The following is a 15,438-nucleotide window of genomic DNA, read 5'->3' on the forward strand; positions in this document are numbered from 1 at the left end:
CCTATTCTTATTTCTTCTTTAATAGAAACACATCTTCCATAACTCATGTGAACGAATTCAAATCTTTTAGGGGAAGTATGCATTCTTCTTTTGTCTATCAGCAGGCTTCATCATACCCATATCCATCAAAAAGATTCTTCCTATTTTATGAGCCGTGCCCAAAGTTCATTCGTTCGTAACGGCCTCGGACAATTTGATAGATACCATAAAGAATGAGACCAGCTGCTACAGCTGCTAAAATAAACATCCCATAAGGCTGCGCAGCTAGTTCATCTAGTGCGCCCCCAATTCCTTTGGAGTTATCGGGATTGTGTGTCCATGCTGTTCGTAAAAAGAAGAATCCGATTAATCCTAGCACAATCCCGCGAGCAATCAGTCCCGTTCGACCTGCTTGTTTCGCCATTTTTATTTCCTTATCATTCATTTCATGTGTTTTTAATTGCTTTAAAAATTTGAGTCGTGCACCACTTTGCAGTTCATAAATTCCATAAATCAAAATAATGGCACCGATAAGTCCCACGAGCCACACACCAAAAGGTTGCTCCATCAAACGAGCAGAGATCTCTCTTTCAGATTCTCCACCACTTGACGATGATTTCTTCCGAATTGCTAATAGTATGGCTGCTATAGCAAGATTCCCATGGATAATAGCACTAACAAAATAACCAATGCGTTTGATGAGACCTTTCCCATCTTTCCCCTCATACTGAGGGTCTTTAATTGCTTTAATTAAATTCCAAATGATGTATCCGAATAATCCGATGCCAATCAACCATAATAATAACTTTCCGAAAGGCATTGTTGATACATATTCGACAGCTCCTGTTGTTCCAGTTGTATTGCCTCCTGGACCAAAGGCAGCAAGCAATGCCAACACACCAATAATTATGTAGACGATTCCTTTTGTCATATAACCAGTTCGGCTGAACCGACGAATCCATGGTTTTGTCTCTTCCACACTCGCTCCCCCTTTTCTCAATGCTCTTCTTTCCCCGATTCTATGTATATAGAAACCTGCTATACTATGAAAAAGGGGGCATACGATAAAAAAATTTCTCTTCCGATTGAATGATAGTATTTGGTTAACACCTACCCTCTTCACCGTGTTTTCTATGGAAAAGTGATTTATTCACAATTATCAGATCAGGAATTACTGCATTCTACGTTTTCAGGGATTGTCCATTATGGAAGAGAAGATGTCAATGTGCTGTTAGCCGTTCTGGATGCGTATCGTCTGATACCTGATAAAATAGTTCGACAAGAAATGAGCGTTTATACTATGGCACACTACAACGAAGAATCATTACAACCTTTAGATCAACAATTTGTCGCTGAGAGACTCGCAAAACTTGAAGCATAAAAAATGAGCACCCAGAATGGGTGACCATTTTTTATTGACCTTCAATTTTCGCAGAAATAATTCCAAGCACGGTTCCTAACATAGCTCCAGCCACCACTTCTATCGGTTGATGACCGAGCAATTCTTTTAGTTCTTTTTCGCGTTCTACATATTCATAGCTCGGGAATTCTCCACTGATTTTTGAGAAATGATCCTCAAGATCGTTTACAAGCTTTGCAATTTCTCCTGTATGCCGACGAATTCCTTGCGCATCATACATCACAATGATTCCGAATGTTACAGCTAAAGCGGTTTCTGTATGACGGAATCCTTTATTTGTGGCAATATATGAAGCCAGTGCCGTAACGCCCGCCGAGTGGGAACTTGGCATACCGCCAGTTGATATGGCTTTTCCAACCTCCCATTTTCCGGTCACTTTCTTATGAGTCAAAATTTTAAGTCCTTGTGCAATTCCAATGGCACTGATGGCCGTCAAAATCCCACGATTCATTTTAAAATCGGGTGTAGGTGTTTTCATGAATAGGTCCTCCTATGTAAACTAATTTCTCCTACTATACCCCTCGAACAAGGTATCGTAAACGAACAAATGTGCATTAAAAAAGAAGGGCATAGCGCCCTCCTTGTCGGTGTTAATCATTGTCTTTTTCAAACTCAATGATGTCTCCTGTATATGGGTTCATTTCGATTTCATACTCAGTCGATCCGTCACGAAATTCAAGCTCGTACTGGTTATCATCTAGCTCAAATTTTGTGAGCGTTCCCGAAACACGGTCCTGAACTTTAGCCACGGCTTCATCTTGTGTCAACATTTTCTGGTCAGTTGCCGAAGTGACAGTTCCATTGTTCGTAGCATTCGAGTCGTCATCCTCACGATCTTCTTCGTAATCACGTACGTCACCGGTGACCGCATCAATATCAAACTCATACTGTAATTGCCCATCCTTCATTTCCACATCATAATGGGCTCTACCATCATCTGTATCAAGAGAGAAACTGACAATGTCTCCTTTTCCGGTCTCTGCTGCAATTTCTTTTGCACGCTCTTCTCCAATAAAGTCTGCACTGTTTTGAGTGACTGGAATTACATTCACTAGATCATCCCGATCGTCTGCTAACGCGACGCCCCCTATAGCCAATGCTCCGACTGCTGCTGCTCCGATTACCCATTTGTTTGTTTTTGTTAAGTTCATTATAACTTCCTCCTTTGTTTTTCTTACTCTTATCTTATCCAGGTTAGATGAGAACACACTGAGAAAAACATTAGAGTTTCATGAGAGACTAATCATCCCAGACAATCGACAGAACTTCCCCTGTAATCGCTTGAATTTGGAGGGTCGCTTCTGGACCATCGTCATCCCCATTTTGAGCAGGTCGCTCCACTTCTACGAGGTAATACCCACCATCTTGAGACTCTTCAAAATCAATGTCTTCAATGGTACCTTGAACTTGAGCAAGGGCAATTTCACTTATTTGTTGCTCCGTTAACCGTGTGGAAGAGGCAGCTGGTTTTTCCTCATTGGGTTCCGGGGTCGTTTCCGGAGCACTTGATGGTTCTTCTTGTGTCGGGCTTGAATTTTCAGTGATTCTTTCCCCTTCCTGGAGTTTTACTAGAGAGAAAACATTTCCGTATAGCCGGTCCGTACGTACTTCATAGATACCATCATCGCGAGTAATGGTGGCTTTGTATTCTTCACCCACCACTTCTAGTGCAGTAACTTCACCCGCATACATTCGTTCCAATTGTTGTTGCACTTCCGCAGGGTCTAAACGTTCTTCACCAGACGTAACAAATTGGTGGATAAACAAGCTGATCAGACCAATAGCACCTACAGCTAGAATGACAATTCCCCATCTTTTCTTCATCGTCTCAGGCACCTCCTTTACTCTAGGTTACAATGTCGACATTAAAAGTTGATGAGAACTATCGGAACGTAAGAATAGCCGTTGTCCCGAGGCCCACTTCACTTCGCAGAGTGAGATCCATATTCACTTGTCCGGCAAGTTCTTTGGCAAGGGCAAGTCCAATGCCGCTCCCCCCAGCAACTCGGGAACGCGCTTCATCCACACGGTAAAAGCGGTCAAAGACGTGAGGTAACGCGTCTTCAGGGATACCCTGTCCTTGATCATGGATTCGAATTGCGGAGGAATCCATTTCAATACGTACGTCTTTTTCGCTATATTTGATGGCGTTGTCTAAAAGTAACGTCAGGAGCTGACGAAAGCGAGATGGTTCCATTTGTTTTTGCAAAATCTCGGGAATGGACAGAAGAACAGTTCTCTCCGTTATTCGCTCCATCTGCATGGCAACCTGTCTAACTATAGGTGAAAGGTCCATCCATACTAAATCCACGTCTACTGGTTGCGTACTCCGAGCCAATTCTAAAAATTGTTCAAGCAACTTTTTCATTCGATCCGTCTCACTTGTGATGGCGTTAATTGCTTCTTGAGTGACAGCAGGATCTTCTACCCCGCGCCGCTTTAGTAGATTTGCATAGCTTTCAATGATTGTTAGAGGTGTCTTCAATTCATGTGACGCATTCGATACAAATTGTTCTTGCTTCCGGTAGTTTTCTTCAAGCTGCCGCATCATTGCATTAAATTCTCGACTCAACTGAGCCGTCTCATCTCTCATTTCCGCATCAACATCTATTTCTTGATAAGCAGCATGTTGGCGATTCGCTCTCATTTGAGAGATTAATTTTTCAATTGGTGCAGTAATTTGGCGACCTAAAATAAAATTCGATGTGAAGAGTAGTAAGATGCCCGCAATGGTAACAAATAGAAATGTTCGCATAAGTAAAGTCAATGTGTCATCGAGTTCTTGTTGCGTCTGATGAAGCTGGATTTGAACAATCTGGCCTGTTCCTATCAGCGCTTCGGTGGCCACAGAAAGAACCGTTTGATTATTCCATTCCGATTGAATAAAGGGTTTTGATGGCGGGATGGCTACTTCATAATTGTGAAGTCTGTCGACAGTATCAATAGAAAAAAGTAGTTGATTGTTTTCGACTACGCGGATGGCTCCGTTTTCCGGTATATACGCACGCAGAATGGTTGGAATGTCACGCTCCTCTTGAACGGATGTAAGTGCGGCCGCAATCTGTTGAATATCGTTTCGCAGTGGATTGGCAGCATTGGAATACGCATTTTGTTGGACAAGGAAGAACGTGAGACCGTTCACGAAAAGGATCGTGATACAAGCAAGAAGTGTTGAGTAAATATGAATCTTTGCCTTAAGCTTCATCTTTTGTCTCCTTCAGCATGTAACCAACACCACGTATAGTTTGCAAATAACTTTTGCCTGGCGTTTCTAGTTTTTTTCGTACGTAGCGGACATAGACATCCACTACATTCGTATCTCCGTAATAATCGAAGCCCCATACTCGATCAAGAATTTGTTCACGAGTAAGTACCTGTTCCGGATTTTTCATAAAGTACGCGAGGAGTTCGAATTCTCGAGGTGTGAATGGAATCAATTCCCCGTCACGCATCACTTCATGCTTTGTCTCATCCAGCATGAGACTCCCCTTATGCATTCCCGTTTGTTTGTTGGCTGTACGTCTTAAAGCTGACCGGATTCTGGCGAAAACTTCTTCCATCTCAAAAGGTTTGGTAATGTAATCGTTTGCCCCGAGATCCAGCCCCTCCACTTTATCCTTCACCGTTCCTTTTGCGGTTAGCATAAGTACAGGCGTATGTTCATCTGTTGCTCGAATTCGCTTCAACACTTCGAACCCGTTCATTTCCGGAAGCATAACATCGAGCAACACTAAGTCAATTTCTTTTTCACGAAAGGAAATTAGACCATCCATTCCTGTATGGGCAATCACTGTATAATAGCCTTCATACTCCAACTCCAGTTGAAGGAGCCTCGCAATTTTCACTTCATCTTCAACAATTAAAATGGTTTCCGTCATGGCACCTTCTCCATTCCTGCTGTTTTGTTCATCGTACCAGAAATTTCTTCTGTTGGTCAGAATGTTCACTCCTAGTTTAGACATGATCATTGGACAGTGTTACACTTGAATATACAGAAAAAGGAGGTTTGGTCTATGTATGTAGTGACATCTACATTTTTAGTATCTGCAGAAAAAGCAGATGAAGTCATCAGGATTTATAAGAAACGATCACGAAAAGTAGACCAAGAACGTGGTTTTTCACGCTTTCAATTGCTTCAAAATGCCAAGAAACAAGGCGAAATCAGTGTCTATGTGGAATGGGAATCTAAGCAACATTATTTGTCGTGGGTTCGAAGTCAACAATTAAACTAGAAACTGCATTAAAGGAATTATATAAATAGAAGCGTAGGAGCCGAGTTGGCTGCCACGCTTTTTCTAATGGGTGTATTTGTAGTCTGAAATAAATTGAAAAGCTTTATCGAATTTTTTTAGTTTACGATAATACCGAACTAATAGTTGGGAGAATAAATCCTCCATATACTTTTCTTCTGGAAGAGATTTGGTAAAAGGCAAGACCTCATTTTCTAAATAGTCCATCGCTTCTTGTTCAGGACCACTTAACGACATCAAGTAATAACTAGAGTATAGTTGAAAGTTTTCCAGTCTCTTTTCTTTAGCAATTTGGTAGAGTTCCTCAAATGTATTTAATGCATCCCCATGCTTTTTTAATTCGATTTCAGTTAATCCAATATTAAAGAGGCAGTTTACATAGTACATATCATTCTGTGAAAAATGCTGTTGAGCAATTTTAAAATATGCCAATGCAACTGAATAGTTTTGCGTCTTATAATGTAAATCAGCCATATTATGATAAATATAAGGAATCATATCTTTTTGGTCCAACATCTCTGCGTTTCTTAACACATGATCATAACATTCTGCTGCATCCTCATAAATATGAGCATTTGAAAAGTTCACAGCTAATCCCATTTGAATAAGTAAAATTCGCTTAAAGTTATATTGGGCAGAGGCATACTCGAGTGCTTTCTTACCATAATAGATTGCTCGACTTTGCTCTTCTAGATTAGTTTTAATCAGACTTAAATGATAGTAGAATTCCGCTTCAAATCCAATGAAAGTAGTGTAGGTCCTTGCTAAATTTTCAAATCTCTCATTTGCATTAATAAAATTTGATTGCATCATTTCTACCATTCCCAGAAAATACTCAAATAAAATTTCCTCTGATGATGAAAAGTGAGGTTTTAATTTCTTAAGCTTTTTAACTGAACTCGTAATATATTCATTTTTCCGCGCAGAAATAAAATATCTCAACTTTAATAGCTCGGCCATATGGTAGTATTCCGTATATGGGAGAAACTCATCATAGGTTGCGATTTCATAATATACAAAATCTGCTTTTTCAACATTAATATATATGACATGTTTTGTGAATTGAGCAATTAAATTGTCCAAATGATTAAGCTTTTGGTCAATCATAGCTTGTGTAAGGCCTATTACTTTTAAATACGCTTTTAATTCTTTCGCTGATAATTCTTCTACACTTTTTAAACGGTCTATTGACAAATTTTGTTTCTCAAGTATTTTATCGTTGATTTTCTGATGGTCAAGTTCATATAAGATGTATCCTTTATAATTCATATGACGTCCTACTTTACTTGTTTTCTTAATAGTAGTGGAAAAAAGTCACTGTTACAAAACAATATTTTACATTTATCACTAAAGTCTTTTACATATTAAAAGCCGTCTCGTAAATTTACGAGACGGCTTAGTAGATTAATTGATTGGTGGTAGGATTGGGATAGTAGGTGTTCTACCGGCACCCATTGGTGAAAACAGTTCTGGAGCAGCAACCATTGCGATGTCATTTCCAAAAGTAAAAATCAATGCACAAGCGAAAAATAATGTTATAACTATTCTTTTTTTCATATCCAATATCTCTCCTTATTAATCTAATAGGTGTAAAGCTTTATCAAACTGACCTTTTTCCTTAAAATAGTCAGCTAATAATTGAGAAAAATGTTTATGTGATTCTTTTAGCTCAGTTTTTTTATTAGTATATGGCAATATTTTGGTTTCTAAATACTTCATTGCTTCATCTATTTTTCCTGAGACTTTTATTAAGTAGAACTGAGAAAACAATTGATAGTGAGTATTTTGTATTTGTCTAGAAACTGAATTTAATAGTTCGAAACTACTTTTACTTTTTACGTAATTCTTATTTTCCATCTCTGATATCCCTTTATTGTGTAGTGATAAGAGATATAGTTCAGATGTCTTTGGCAATAATTCCATTGCCTTAGAAAAATACTCACCTGCCATATCATATTTATCAATCATGTGGTACATATCCCCCATGTTATGATATATACTTGGCAAATATTCCTTCTTATTTAACAACATTGTATTTCTAATAAGATGTTGATAAATCTCCAATGCTTCATTAAACATCAATGCTCTTGAATAATTAACTGCAAGTAACATTTGCACTTGAACAATTCGTATAAAATTAAAATCTTCTTTAAATTGTTGTAACGCATTTTTCCCATAATAAATGGATGGGCCATATTGATTTAAACTGGACTTTAACACAGAAAAATTATAATTAATTTCCCCAATCATTTCTGGACTCATCAAAGCATTTTCAATTAGATATGATAATTGTTCTTCTGCATCTTCCACCTTTCCCCTTATAGCTAATGCTAAAGCACTAATGTACGTATGTAAATGCTTTTCGAGTTGGGAAAAGTTTTGCTTGTGAACTGTTAACCACTTCAATTGTTTTTCTGCTTTGTCTGCTTTATGAATGAGTAAATAATATCTTGCTTTATATAATTCATATAAATAAAGTTGATCTGTAAATGGAATTAATTCATCTTTAGTAATAAGTTCATTATAGGTTTTTTCTAATTGATCCATTTCTAAGTAATACATTTCATCGACAAATCTTCTTAATAAAAGTTTAATTTCACCCTCTAACTTCTCTACATCCTGCAAGTCTATATTTAGCCGCTCTAAGAGTAGGCGTATTGTTTCTTCGTTCGCTTCTTTACTATTGTTCTCAATCTTACTTAAGTGCGGAACAGAACAAATTCCATCAGCCAGCGTTTGTTGGGTTAGCCCTTGCTTCGTTCGATGGAATTTAATTAACGATCCAATCTTCATTTTTTCCTGCCTCCTCTCCACTCATTCCCATTTTAGAACAAATTTTCGGAATAAACAAAACAAATAATGGAATCGATTTCATTTCCAACTTCTATAAGATGTTGGGAAAATCGAACGCATAATCGCTTTTATTTTTTCCCAATAAACAAAAAATTCTGAGCATGATACAGTGTAATCAGCAACACCCCCCAAACCTAAACCTTTGCAAAGGAGATTGGGATTTATGAACAAAGTCAACTCATACGTGATTGTCGGATGTCCAGCGCTAACATTCGCATCACCTGTTGGCACAAATTCTATACTCGTACAACCAATTGGAGATCGTTTCGCTCCTATTGAAGAAAATTGGAAGCCCGTTGGAGATCGCAACAAACCAATTGGAGACGGTTGGACACCCATTGGTGATTCGTACAGATCGATTGGCGACTAATTCGGTAGGCGTTAAACGTTCTCCCACTAAACTGACAATGGTGGAGGAGAAATCAAAATGAAGATGAACAAAGCTAAAGCAGTCGTAATGAGTGGTCTACTTGCATTATCTCTAGCTGGAACTGTCATTAGCGTGTCAGCAGCTGACATATCAAATAAAGGTGTTGAAAAAATTCGTGTTTTTGTGGAAGCTTCGTCACAAACTCAAGCGAATACAGTGAAGGGTCAACACGGCAAACGCTGGGAGTTCACAGCGACGACTTTCTCGACTGAGATGACGGAGAAGCAATTTGAAGCTCTTCAGAAGAACAAGAACTTAAAGTTGACTAAAGTAGAAGAAGTAACTGTTGCGGCTGACCTTCGCGCAGCGAATAAGCCAGGTGATGTGGAAGTGCTGGCGGAGTATCCATCCGAACAAGTGCCATGGGGTATGAAGGCCATCTACAACAATAGTGGCTTGACGACGACTTCTGGTGGTTCAGGAATCAACATCGCTGTTCTTGATACAGGAGTTAATGTAAACCACTACGACTTAGTTAATACCGTAGAGCAGTGCAAAGACTTTACGACAGCTTCTGGATTAACGAATGGACAGTGTAATGATGCCAACGGGCACGGGACTCACGTAGCAGGTACGGCTCTAGCAGATGGAGGTAGCGACAAAGCAGGGGTTTACGGCGTTGCACCGGATGCGGATCTTTGGGCATATAAAGTTCTAGGTGACAATGGTTCGGGGTACTCAGATGACATTGCTGCAGCTATCCGTCACGCAGCAGACCAAGCTTCTGCTACTGGTACAAAAACTGTAATCAATATGTCACTAGGTTCCTCAAGTAACAATAGCTTGATCTCTAGTGCTGTGAACTATGCGTACTCTAAAGGCGTATTAATCGTAGCTGCTGCAGGAAATTCAGGACCTCAGATGGGATCAATCGGCTATCCGGCGGCTCTTCCGAATGCCATTGCAGTTGCAGCTCTTGAGAACCGTTTCGTTAATGGTACTCACCGTGTGGCTGACTTCTCCTCGCGAGGCTATTCATCAACAGATGGGGACTATATTATTCAAACCGGTGATGTGGAAATTTCTGCACCTGGTGCAGCTATCTATTCAACTTGGAACAATGGTGGATATAACTCAATCAGTGGTACATCGATGGCTTCACCACACGTAGCAGGTTTAGCTGCAAAAATTTGGGCACAAAACCCATTGTGGTCCCATACACAATTACGTACAAACCTTCAAAATCGTGCGAAAGCATATGACATTAAAGGAGGAACCGGTGCAGCAACTGGCGATGATTATGCATCAGGTTTTGGATTTGCACGCGTTCAATAACATGAGTAAGACCCTTGTCAGTTGGAGGACAAGGGTCTTTTCTTATGTATAGAGAGATGGATAACCAAGAACGCTAAACATCCGACTACGCTGTTTATGTAGCATCGCAAGGGACGCTTCAGCTTCCAATGATTCACCGTTTGGAAAAATAATTTTTGTTCGTTGTGGATTTAATGAAATAAATGTCATGGGATGATTGAATAACCAAATGCACTGATTGTGTTGAGGTGAACTTGTCGGAAAGGCCGCCACAAGAGGCTCGGAAATCATCACAGGTACTTTCTTTTTATATTGTTCTTGACTGAGTCGTCGAGTCGCTTCTTCTCTTCCTTTATAGGAAGCTCCGTGCAATAAACAGATTCCATCTAATAAGTCTGCGGGCTTACTTTCACTATAATGCACTTTCTCTACAGTAAAAACGACAGAACGATAGGGCTGGAAAGGCCAGCTTCCAATCGCATAGATTTTCCGAACAGGTATACTCGATAACTGTGCAAATGCCTGTTGATCCATTCATAGTCTCCTCAATATTCCAGAATACTCCTAGTATACCCTTGCCATTTATTCCCGTAAATAGTAAATTTACAATATTCATATTTTTCGAAAATTTGATTCTGTATAAATGAAGTTTTCTCTATTAAACGTACAATTTGGTTCGTGAAACTCATCAATTATTCATTCGACCGCCTTTCCACTCCCCTTTACACTAAGTCTTACCTAGGAATACTTCTTGTGCACAAGACAAAGGATTGCTCCACATGACCACGTTTGAAGAAGTAGCAGAAGCATATCAACCAATGATTTCTTCTATCTTAAGAAAGACACAGATTTATCGTGACCATGACGTCTTTAGACAAGCAGCCACAATTGCATTATGGAAAGTATGGGAAACCTATGACGAATCAAAAGGTTCATTTGCAGGTTTCGCTTACCGTTCTATGTACGGGGCTGTGCTTGACGAATTAAAACGAACATCCAAAGATATCCCGCTCGACACACCGTTTTTTGAACAGTTGACAACATGGAAAGAAGAAGAATGTTTCTTAGATATACTTAAGGATTTGTCAGACGCTCAGCAAAAAGTCATCATCCTCTCTTATATTTATGGCTATACGGCATTAGAAATCGCACATTTACTAAACATCTCTGAAGCGGGAGTAAAAAAGAGAAAAAAAGTAGCGTTACGTGTGTTGAGAGAACTGATCACCAACGGCTGTTAAAGTACTTTCGGATAAAGAGCTTACTCGCTCTTAACAGCTCTGAGCTCGTTCCACAACCATCTTATTAAAAAACACCTGATGCTAGAAGAGCATCGGGTGTAGGGGGTACATTATTTGAAGTTCAAAACCATGATTCCACGGCGTAGGAGGACATAGCCTTCTTTTTCAAGCTGCTTTAAAATTTGTGAAGCAAAGTATAAAGTGAGTCCTGCACGTTCCGCAATCTCACTTTTAGAAGCTTCAACTATGCGTTCTGTATTCATCAGATCAAAAACTGCTTGTAAGACTGCATGCACACGGTTTGGTGCGTGATTTGAAAATACCATCGAATCTGTTTTGAGTGTTTCTACAAAGCGTTTCTTTAATCCCGTAACATAAAGATGATCCAGCGGACGTGCCGTTAAAATCGAGTTTGCATTCATCTTGAATCTCTCCCTTTGGTTCATTTCGTTGGTCTAATTATACCAAGGGAGTAGAGTGATAGATAGGTCTCCTGGGTTGGGAAAGTTTAAGATTGGAGTTTAACTTTCATCCAGCTTTCGACCCAATTCGCCACTTTAAGAAGATGCTCTTCAGCCTTTGATAGGGAGTCGTTTTTCACCCCGATATAGTATTTGATTTTAGGCTCGGTTCCACTTGGACGTAAGCACACCCATGTTTCATCCTCTAAGATGAATTTGATGACATTTGCTCTTGGCAAAGAAATCGAGTTTACATTTTCACGTGACTTTCGAACTTGGGAAAGATAATCTTCTACATGTTCTACAGTTGTATTTGCCATTTCTTTTGGCAAATCCTCTCGTACACTTTCGAGTGCTTTTGCTATAACCTCTGCACCAGAAGCCCCAGGTACAGTAACTGAAATAAGCTTTTCTTTATAAACTCCTACTTTTTTATAAAGGGACTGCAACGCGTCGAACAGAGTCAGATTTTGTTCCTTATAATAGGCAGCCATCTCGGTTAACAGAAACACCATTTGTACCGCATCTTTATCTCGGGCAAAAGGTTTTACTAAATAGCCGTAACTCTCTTCATAGCCAAACAAGTAGGTGAAGCGCCTTGCCGATTCATTTTCCCGAATTTTTTCCCCGATAAATTTAAATCCTGTTAGAACGTTTTCTGTGTCTACTCCATAAGTAGATGCGATTGCTCTACCCATCTCAGAAGTAACGATCGTCTTAAATATCATGCCATCTTCAGGTAATGTGCCGTTTTCTAGATGCTGGCTGAGCAAGAAATTTAGGGCTAGTGCTCCCGTCTCATTTCCGTTAAGAAGTTGATATCCTCCTTCATGCCAAACGGCGAGACCTACGCGGTCCCCGTCCGGATCGACAGCAATTAATACATCAGCCTCTAGCTCTGTACCTTTTTTAATTGCCAGTTGAAATGCATCTTGTTCTTCTGGATTGGCTGAACGGACCGTTGGAAATTCTCCGTCAGGCTTCATTTGATCTTCTACATAATGAAAATGTTGTAGTTGCAATTGTTCCGCTATAGATGCAACTGTTTCTCCGGAAGCTCCGTGAAGCGGTGTAAAGACGACCTTCAGATTCGTTTCCTTAAGCCGTTCTTTTGAAAAAATAACGTTGGTCACTTCTTGCTGATAGGCCACATCCATTTTGTAGTTGATCGTTTGTATAAAAGAGGTATTCGCTTCTGACTCCATCACTCTCTCAGGTGCATCCATTTGATAAATGATGTGAACAAGATCTTCGGCGTCTTTTAAATTGAGTTGTGCCCCATCGGAGCCATAAACTTTTAAGCCGTTATATTCTGGTGGATTATGACTCGCCGTAATCATCATCCCCATCGCCGTACCTAGCGCTCGAACGGAATAGGAAAGCTGCGGAGTTGTACGCGGCGCATCGTAAAGGTAGACAGGAATCTCGTAGGTGGAGAGTACGGATGCTACTTCAAGTGAAAACTCTTTTGACATCCTTCGATTATCGAACGCAATCACAAAACCTTTCTTAACAAATTCATCACCTAATGATTTTATGTAGGTTGCAATACCATGTGCTGCACGACGCACAGTTAAAACATTCATCCGATTGGTGCCAGGACCAAGAATGCCGCGCATCCCTCCTGTTCCGAATGCAAGATCCTGGTAAAAAGCATCCTCAATTTCTGTCTGGGACATTTTAGAAAGTTGATTTTTCATCCCTTCAGAAATGATGTCGGATGATAGCCAATTTGAATATGTAGTGTTCAAAATTAATATCCTCCATAGTAAGATTACCTGTAACCCGTTCGTTATTGATGACGTCTAATAAAGTAAACAGGCAACTATTTCCTTTTAGTATACCGAAAAGGAGAATAGACTGCTATGTCGAATGAGATAAATAGAAAGGAAGGTGTTCATCGTGTATGACTGGCAACGAAAGCTTCAGGAATGGCGTGAACATGGCGTCATCGATGAAATCACCGTAGCAGCAATACAGGCCTATGAGGAAAAGCAACCTCAGAGACGAAAAATTCCACTACTACTAACCGTTGGCCTTATCTTTTTTACACTAGCCACCTTTAGTTTTATCGCAGCGAATTGGGATCTGATTCCTGATTTACTAAAAACGGGTATGTTACTTGTCTTTATGTGGATTGCCTACGTTCTTTCAGACGTTTCTGAGAAGAAAGATTTTGGATACCCGATTCTCTTTCAATTACTCGGCTATGCGTTATTCATCGCTACCATTTTAGTCACGGCTCAAACATTTCACCTATCCCTGTCTAATTCCATTTTGCCATGGTTCGCTTATTTAGCAGCTCTCGCCCATTTGTATTTCTTTAAACATCGCTTTTATGCGGTTGTCCATTTGGTTACAGGTGTCATTTTGCTAATCAGTTTTGTTGAAAAGATAGGATGGATCGAATGGTTGATCTTTGTGGCCATCGCGTTCCTTCATTTTTATAAAGTGAAGCGCCCGGCAGAAACTGCATTCGCTTTCCTGCATTTATTCGGTGCAGGTCTACTTCTTTGGTCACTTGTCGAATATGACAGTGCACTGTGGCCAATATGGACGCTCTTTATCTTAGCCCTTCTGCCGTGGATATCCCATGAAAAATCCGTTGTGATTAAACCAGTGATACAACTCCTTGCAGGACTGACCGGAATCGGATATTTGATTGCACGTGGGGAAACAGAACTTTCTCTTGTCGATTTGAACACAACAGAATCGTCTTTACTAGCCATTACGGGCATCGTACTTGGTATTCTGTTATGGAAAAATCATCGTGACATCAGTTGGATTGCGTTACTTGGATTCATGGGCTTCTTACTGCTCGACGAATCTGCAATAGCCATTGCGGTTCTATCAGAAATTGTGGGACTAGGTTATCTAATCGTCGCTCAAAGACAAAATCTTTCTTTACGAGGCGGGTTCGTATTCTTCATTCTCATTCAGTTTGTAATTTACTTTATCTACGCATGGCAACGACTGGATATGTCACTCTTCTTCTTCATTGGAGCGATTCTGTTATTCGTACTGTCAGGAGTGGGCTGGTGGCTTAATCGCCGGAAAGAAGGTGGTCAGTCATGAGAAAATGGGGGATTCCAATAGGACAAACACTTGTAGCTTCCCTGCTCGTTCTCAGCTTCTACGCAACGACCTGGTTTGGTGACGAGTATGTCCTTCGTGCAGAACCCTTCGATCCATGGGACCCTTTTTACGGGGAGTATGTTCTTCTTCAGTACCCAGATATCAATCAAGCGGCTATAAATGCTGATTTAGAGATGGGGGATGAGATTTACTTTACACTTACGGATGGTCTTGATGGATACGCTGTTGTGGACCGTTTAGAAACAGAAGATTTTTCCGGCGCAATCAAAGGGATGTACTGGGATCGTCGAGTATCTATTGAGGCGTTAGAACAATATTATGTCGAACAAGGTCGGGGGCCCGAGCTTGAAGAAGCTGTAGATTTGAAAGCAACAATTTATATCAGCCCGTGGGGGAGCATTCGACCGTACCAGTTGGATGTGAGAGACGAATAAAAAAAGCAGCTTGGCGAAAA

At 40.2% G+C, this 15,438-nt stretch carries 19 protein-coding genes; 7 read left to right on the forward strand and 12 right to left on the reverse strand.

What is annotated here, in order from left to right; translation table 11 throughout:
• Positions 1-145 precede the first annotated feature (145 nt).
• Positions 146-958, reverse strand: a complete 813-nt coding sequence (locus ACFO0S_RS08990; RefSeq protein ID WP_378141562.1) for a DUF1206 domain-containing protein — start codon at positions 956-958, stop codon at positions 146-148.
• Positions 959-1,078: 120 nt separating this feature from the next.
• Between ACFO0S_RS08990 and ACFO0S_RS08995 the strand changes: the two genes are divergently transcribed.
• Positions 1,079-1,360 (forward strand): hypothetical protein, encoded by a 282-nt coding sequence (locus tag ACFO0S_RS08995; RefSeq protein WP_378141565.1) that lies wholly within the window; start codon positions 1,079-1,081, stop codon positions 1,358-1,360.
• Positions 1,361-1,391: 31 nt separating this feature from the next.
• Here ACFO0S_RS08995 and ACFO0S_RS09000 read toward each other — a convergent pair whose 3' ends face one another.
• The 5 genes from ACFO0S_RS09000 to ACFO0S_RS09020 all read right to left on the reverse strand — a co-directional run bounded on the left by ACFO0S_RS09000 (position 1,392) and on the right by ACFO0S_RS09020 (position 5,277).
• Positions 1,392-1,877 carry a divergent PAP2 family protein gene (locus ACFO0S_RS09000; RefSeq protein WP_378141567.1) on the reverse strand — a complete coding sequence of 162 codons (486 nt, stop codon included), beginning with the start codon at positions 1,875-1,877 and terminating at the stop codon, positions 1,392-1,394.
• Between the two features lie 112 nt (positions 1,878-1,989).
• On the reverse strand, positions 1,990-2,550 hold the full coding sequence (locus ACFO0S_RS09005; RefSeq protein WP_378141569.1) for a PepSY domain-containing protein: 561 nt from the start codon (positions 2,548-2,550) through the stop codon (positions 1,990-1,992).
• Between the two features lie 88 nt (positions 2,551-2,638).
• Positions 2,639-3,223 (reverse strand): PepSY domain-containing protein, encoded by a 585-nt coding sequence (locus ACFO0S_RS09010; protein WP_378141571.1) that lies wholly within the window; start codon positions 3,221-3,223, stop codon positions 2,639-2,641.
• A gap of 58 nt (positions 3,224-3,281) precedes the next feature.
• Positions 3,282-4,604 carry a sensor histidine kinase gene (locus tag ACFO0S_RS09015; protein ID WP_378141573.1) on the reverse strand — a complete coding sequence of 441 codons (1,323 nt, stop codon included), beginning with the start codon at positions 4,602-4,604 and terminating at the stop codon, positions 3,282-3,284.
• On the reverse strand, positions 4,594-5,277 hold the full coding sequence (locus ACFO0S_RS09020; protein ID WP_378141575.1) for a response regulator transcription factor: 684 nt from the start codon (positions 5,275-5,277) through the stop codon (positions 4,594-4,596). The genes ACFO0S_RS09015 and ACFO0S_RS09020 overlap by 11 nt, the downstream gene beginning before the upstream one ends.
• A gap of 135 nt (positions 5,278-5,412) precedes the next feature.
• On the opposite strand from ACFO0S_RS09020, the gene ACFO0S_RS09025 reads away from it, so the two are divergent.
• Positions 5,413-5,631 (forward strand): antibiotic biosynthesis monooxygenase family protein, encoded by a 219-nt coding sequence (locus ACFO0S_RS09025; RefSeq protein ID WP_378141577.1) that lies wholly within the window; start codon positions 5,413-5,415, stop codon positions 5,629-5,631.
• A gap of 63 nt (positions 5,632-5,694) precedes the next feature.
• Here the strand turns inward: ACFO0S_RS09025 and ACFO0S_RS09030 are convergent, their stop codons facing one another.
• From ACFO0S_RS09030 to ACFO0S_RS09040, 3 genes are all read right to left on the reverse strand, one after another.
• Positions 5,695-6,918 carry a tetratricopeptide repeat protein gene (locus tag ACFO0S_RS09030; RefSeq protein WP_378141579.1) on the reverse strand — a complete coding sequence of 408 codons (1,224 nt, stop codon included), beginning with the start codon at positions 6,916-6,918 and terminating at the stop codon, positions 5,695-5,697.
• Between the two features lie 135 nt (positions 6,919-7,053).
• Complete coding sequence (locus ACFO0S_RS09035) at positions 7,054-7,206, reverse strand: hypothetical protein (RefSeq protein ID WP_378141580.1); 153 nt, start codon at positions 7,204-7,206, stop codon at positions 7,054-7,056.
• Between the two features lie 18 nt (positions 7,207-7,224).
• A complete protein-coding gene (locus ACFO0S_RS09040) occupies positions 7,225-8,442 on the reverse strand; it encodes a helix-turn-helix domain-containing protein (RefSeq protein ID WP_378141582.1) in 1,218 nt (405 codons plus the stop codon).
• A gap of 223 nt (positions 8,443-8,665) precedes the next feature.
• On the opposite strand from ACFO0S_RS09040, the gene ACFO0S_RS09045 reads away from it, so the two are divergent.
• Positions 8,666-8,872, forward strand: a complete 207-nt coding sequence (locus ACFO0S_RS09045) for a hypothetical protein (protein ID WP_378141584.1) — start codon at positions 8,666-8,668, stop codon at positions 8,870-8,872.
• A 63-nt stretch (positions 8,873-8,935) separates the two neighbouring features.
• Positions 8,936-10,207 (forward strand): S8 family peptidase, encoded by a 1,272-nt coding sequence (locus tag ACFO0S_RS09050; protein ID WP_378141724.1) that lies wholly within the window; start codon positions 8,936-8,938, stop codon positions 10,205-10,207.
• Between the two features lie 42 nt (positions 10,208-10,249).
• Here the strand turns inward: ACFO0S_RS09050 and ACFO0S_RS09055 are convergent, their stop codons facing one another.
• On the reverse strand, positions 10,250-10,720 hold the full coding sequence (locus tag ACFO0S_RS09055; protein WP_378141586.1) for a competence protein ComK: 471 nt from the start codon (positions 10,718-10,720) through the stop codon (positions 10,250-10,252).
• Between the two features lie 245 nt (positions 10,721-10,965).
• Between ACFO0S_RS09055 and ACFO0S_RS09060 the strand changes: the two genes are divergently transcribed.
• Positions 10,966-11,427, forward strand: a complete 462-nt coding sequence (locus ACFO0S_RS09060; protein WP_378141588.1) for an RNA polymerase sigma factor — start codon at positions 10,966-10,968, stop codon at positions 11,425-11,427.
• A 110-nt stretch (positions 11,428-11,537) separates the two neighbouring features.
• Here ACFO0S_RS09060 and ACFO0S_RS09065 read toward each other — a convergent pair whose 3' ends face one another.
• Both ACFO0S_RS09065 and ACFO0S_RS09070 read right to left on the reverse strand, forming a co-directional pair.
• Entirely contained in the window at positions 11,538-11,849 is a 312-nt protein-coding gene (locus ACFO0S_RS09065; RefSeq protein WP_378141591.1) for a helix-turn-helix domain-containing protein, read from the reverse strand.
• Positions 11,850-11,935: 86 nt separating this feature from the next.
• Positions 11,936-13,588 carry a phospho-sugar mutase gene (locus tag ACFO0S_RS09070; protein WP_378141726.1) on the reverse strand — a complete coding sequence of 551 codons (1,653 nt, stop codon included), beginning with the start codon at positions 13,586-13,588 and terminating at the stop codon, positions 11,936-11,938.
• Between the two features lie 202 nt (positions 13,589-13,790).
• Between ACFO0S_RS09070 and ACFO0S_RS09075 the strand changes: the two genes are divergently transcribed.
• Together ACFO0S_RS09075 and ACFO0S_RS09080 are read left to right on the forward strand one after the other, a co-directional pair.
• Entirely contained in the window at positions 13,791-14,963 is a 1,173-nt protein-coding gene (locus ACFO0S_RS09075) for a DUF2157 domain-containing protein (RefSeq protein WP_378141592.1), read from the forward strand.
• Positions 14,960-15,418, forward strand: coding sequence for a GDYXXLXY domain-containing protein (locus tag ACFO0S_RS09080; protein WP_378141593.1), 459 nt, complete (start codon positions 14,960-14,962; stop codon positions 15,416-15,418). The genes ACFO0S_RS09075 and ACFO0S_RS09080 overlap by 4 nt, the downstream gene beginning before the upstream one ends.
• The last annotated feature ends 20 nt before the right edge of the window (positions 15,419-15,438 follow it).

It is taken from the genome of Chryseomicrobium palamuruense, from assembly GCF_042649045.1.
GTDB lineage: Bacteria > Bacillota > Bacilli > Bacillales_A > Planococcaceae > Chryseomicrobium > Chryseomicrobium palamuruense.

Coding starts and splice junctions, on each gene's coding strand:
- ACFO0S_RS09000 (WP_378141567.1), bottom strand. CDS start 1,877: ATGAAAACACCTACACCCGATTTTAAAATGAATCGTGGGATTTTGACG.
- ACFO0S_RS09005 (WP_378141569.1), bottom strand. CDS start 2,550: ATGAACTTAACAAAAACAAACAAATGGGTAATCGGAGCAGCAGCAGTC.
- ACFO0S_RS09010 (WP_378141571.1), bottom strand. CDS start 3,223: ATGAAGAAAAGATGGGGAATTGTCATTCTAGCTGTAGGTGCTATTGGT.
- ACFO0S_RS09015 (WP_378141573.1), bottom strand. CDS start 4,604: ATGAAGCTTAAGGCAAAGATTCATATTTACTCAACACTTCTTGCTTGT.
- ACFO0S_RS09020 (WP_378141575.1), bottom strand. CDS start 5,277: ATGACGGAAACCATTTTAATTGTTGAAGATGAAGTGAAAATTGCGAGG.
- ACFO0S_RS09025 (WP_378141577.1), top strand. CDS start 5,413: ATGTATGTAGTGACATCTACATTTTTAGTATCTGCAGAAAAAGCAGAT.
- ACFO0S_RS09030 (WP_378141579.1), bottom strand. CDS start 6,918: ATGAATTATAAAGGATACATCTTATATGAACTTGACCATCAGAAAATC.
- ACFO0S_RS09035 (WP_378141580.1), bottom strand. CDS start 7,206: ATGAAAAAAAGAATAGTTATAACATTATTTTTCGCTTGTGCATTGATT.
- ACFO0S_RS09040 (WP_378141582.1), bottom strand. CDS start 8,442: ATGAAGATTGGATCGTTAATTAAATTCCATCGAACGAAGCAAGGGCTA.
- ACFO0S_RS09045 (WP_378141584.1), top strand. CDS start 8,666: ATGAACAAAGTCAACTCATACGTGATTGTCGGATGTCCAGCGCTAACA.
- ACFO0S_RS09050 (WP_378141724.1), top strand. CDS start 8,936: ATGAACAAAGCTAAAGCAGTCGTAATGAGTGGTCTACTTGCATTATCT.
- ACFO0S_RS09055 (WP_378141586.1), bottom strand. CDS start 10,720: ATGGATCAACAGGCATTTGCACAGTTATCGAGTATACCTGTTCGGAAA.
- ACFO0S_RS09060 (WP_378141588.1), top strand. CDS start 10,966: ATGACCACGTTTGAAGAAGTAGCAGAAGCATATCAACCAATGATTTCT.
- ACFO0S_RS09065 (WP_378141591.1), bottom strand. CDS start 11,849: ATGAATGCAAACTCGATTTTAACGGCACGTCCGCTGGATCATCTTTAT.
- ACFO0S_RS09070 (WP_378141726.1), bottom strand. CDS start 13,588: ATGAAAAATCAACTTTCTAAAATGTCCCAGACAGAAATTGAGGATGCT.
- ACFO0S_RS09080 (WP_378141593.1), top strand. CDS start 14,960: ATGAGAAAATGGGGGATTCCAATAGGACAAACACTTGTAGCTTCCCTG.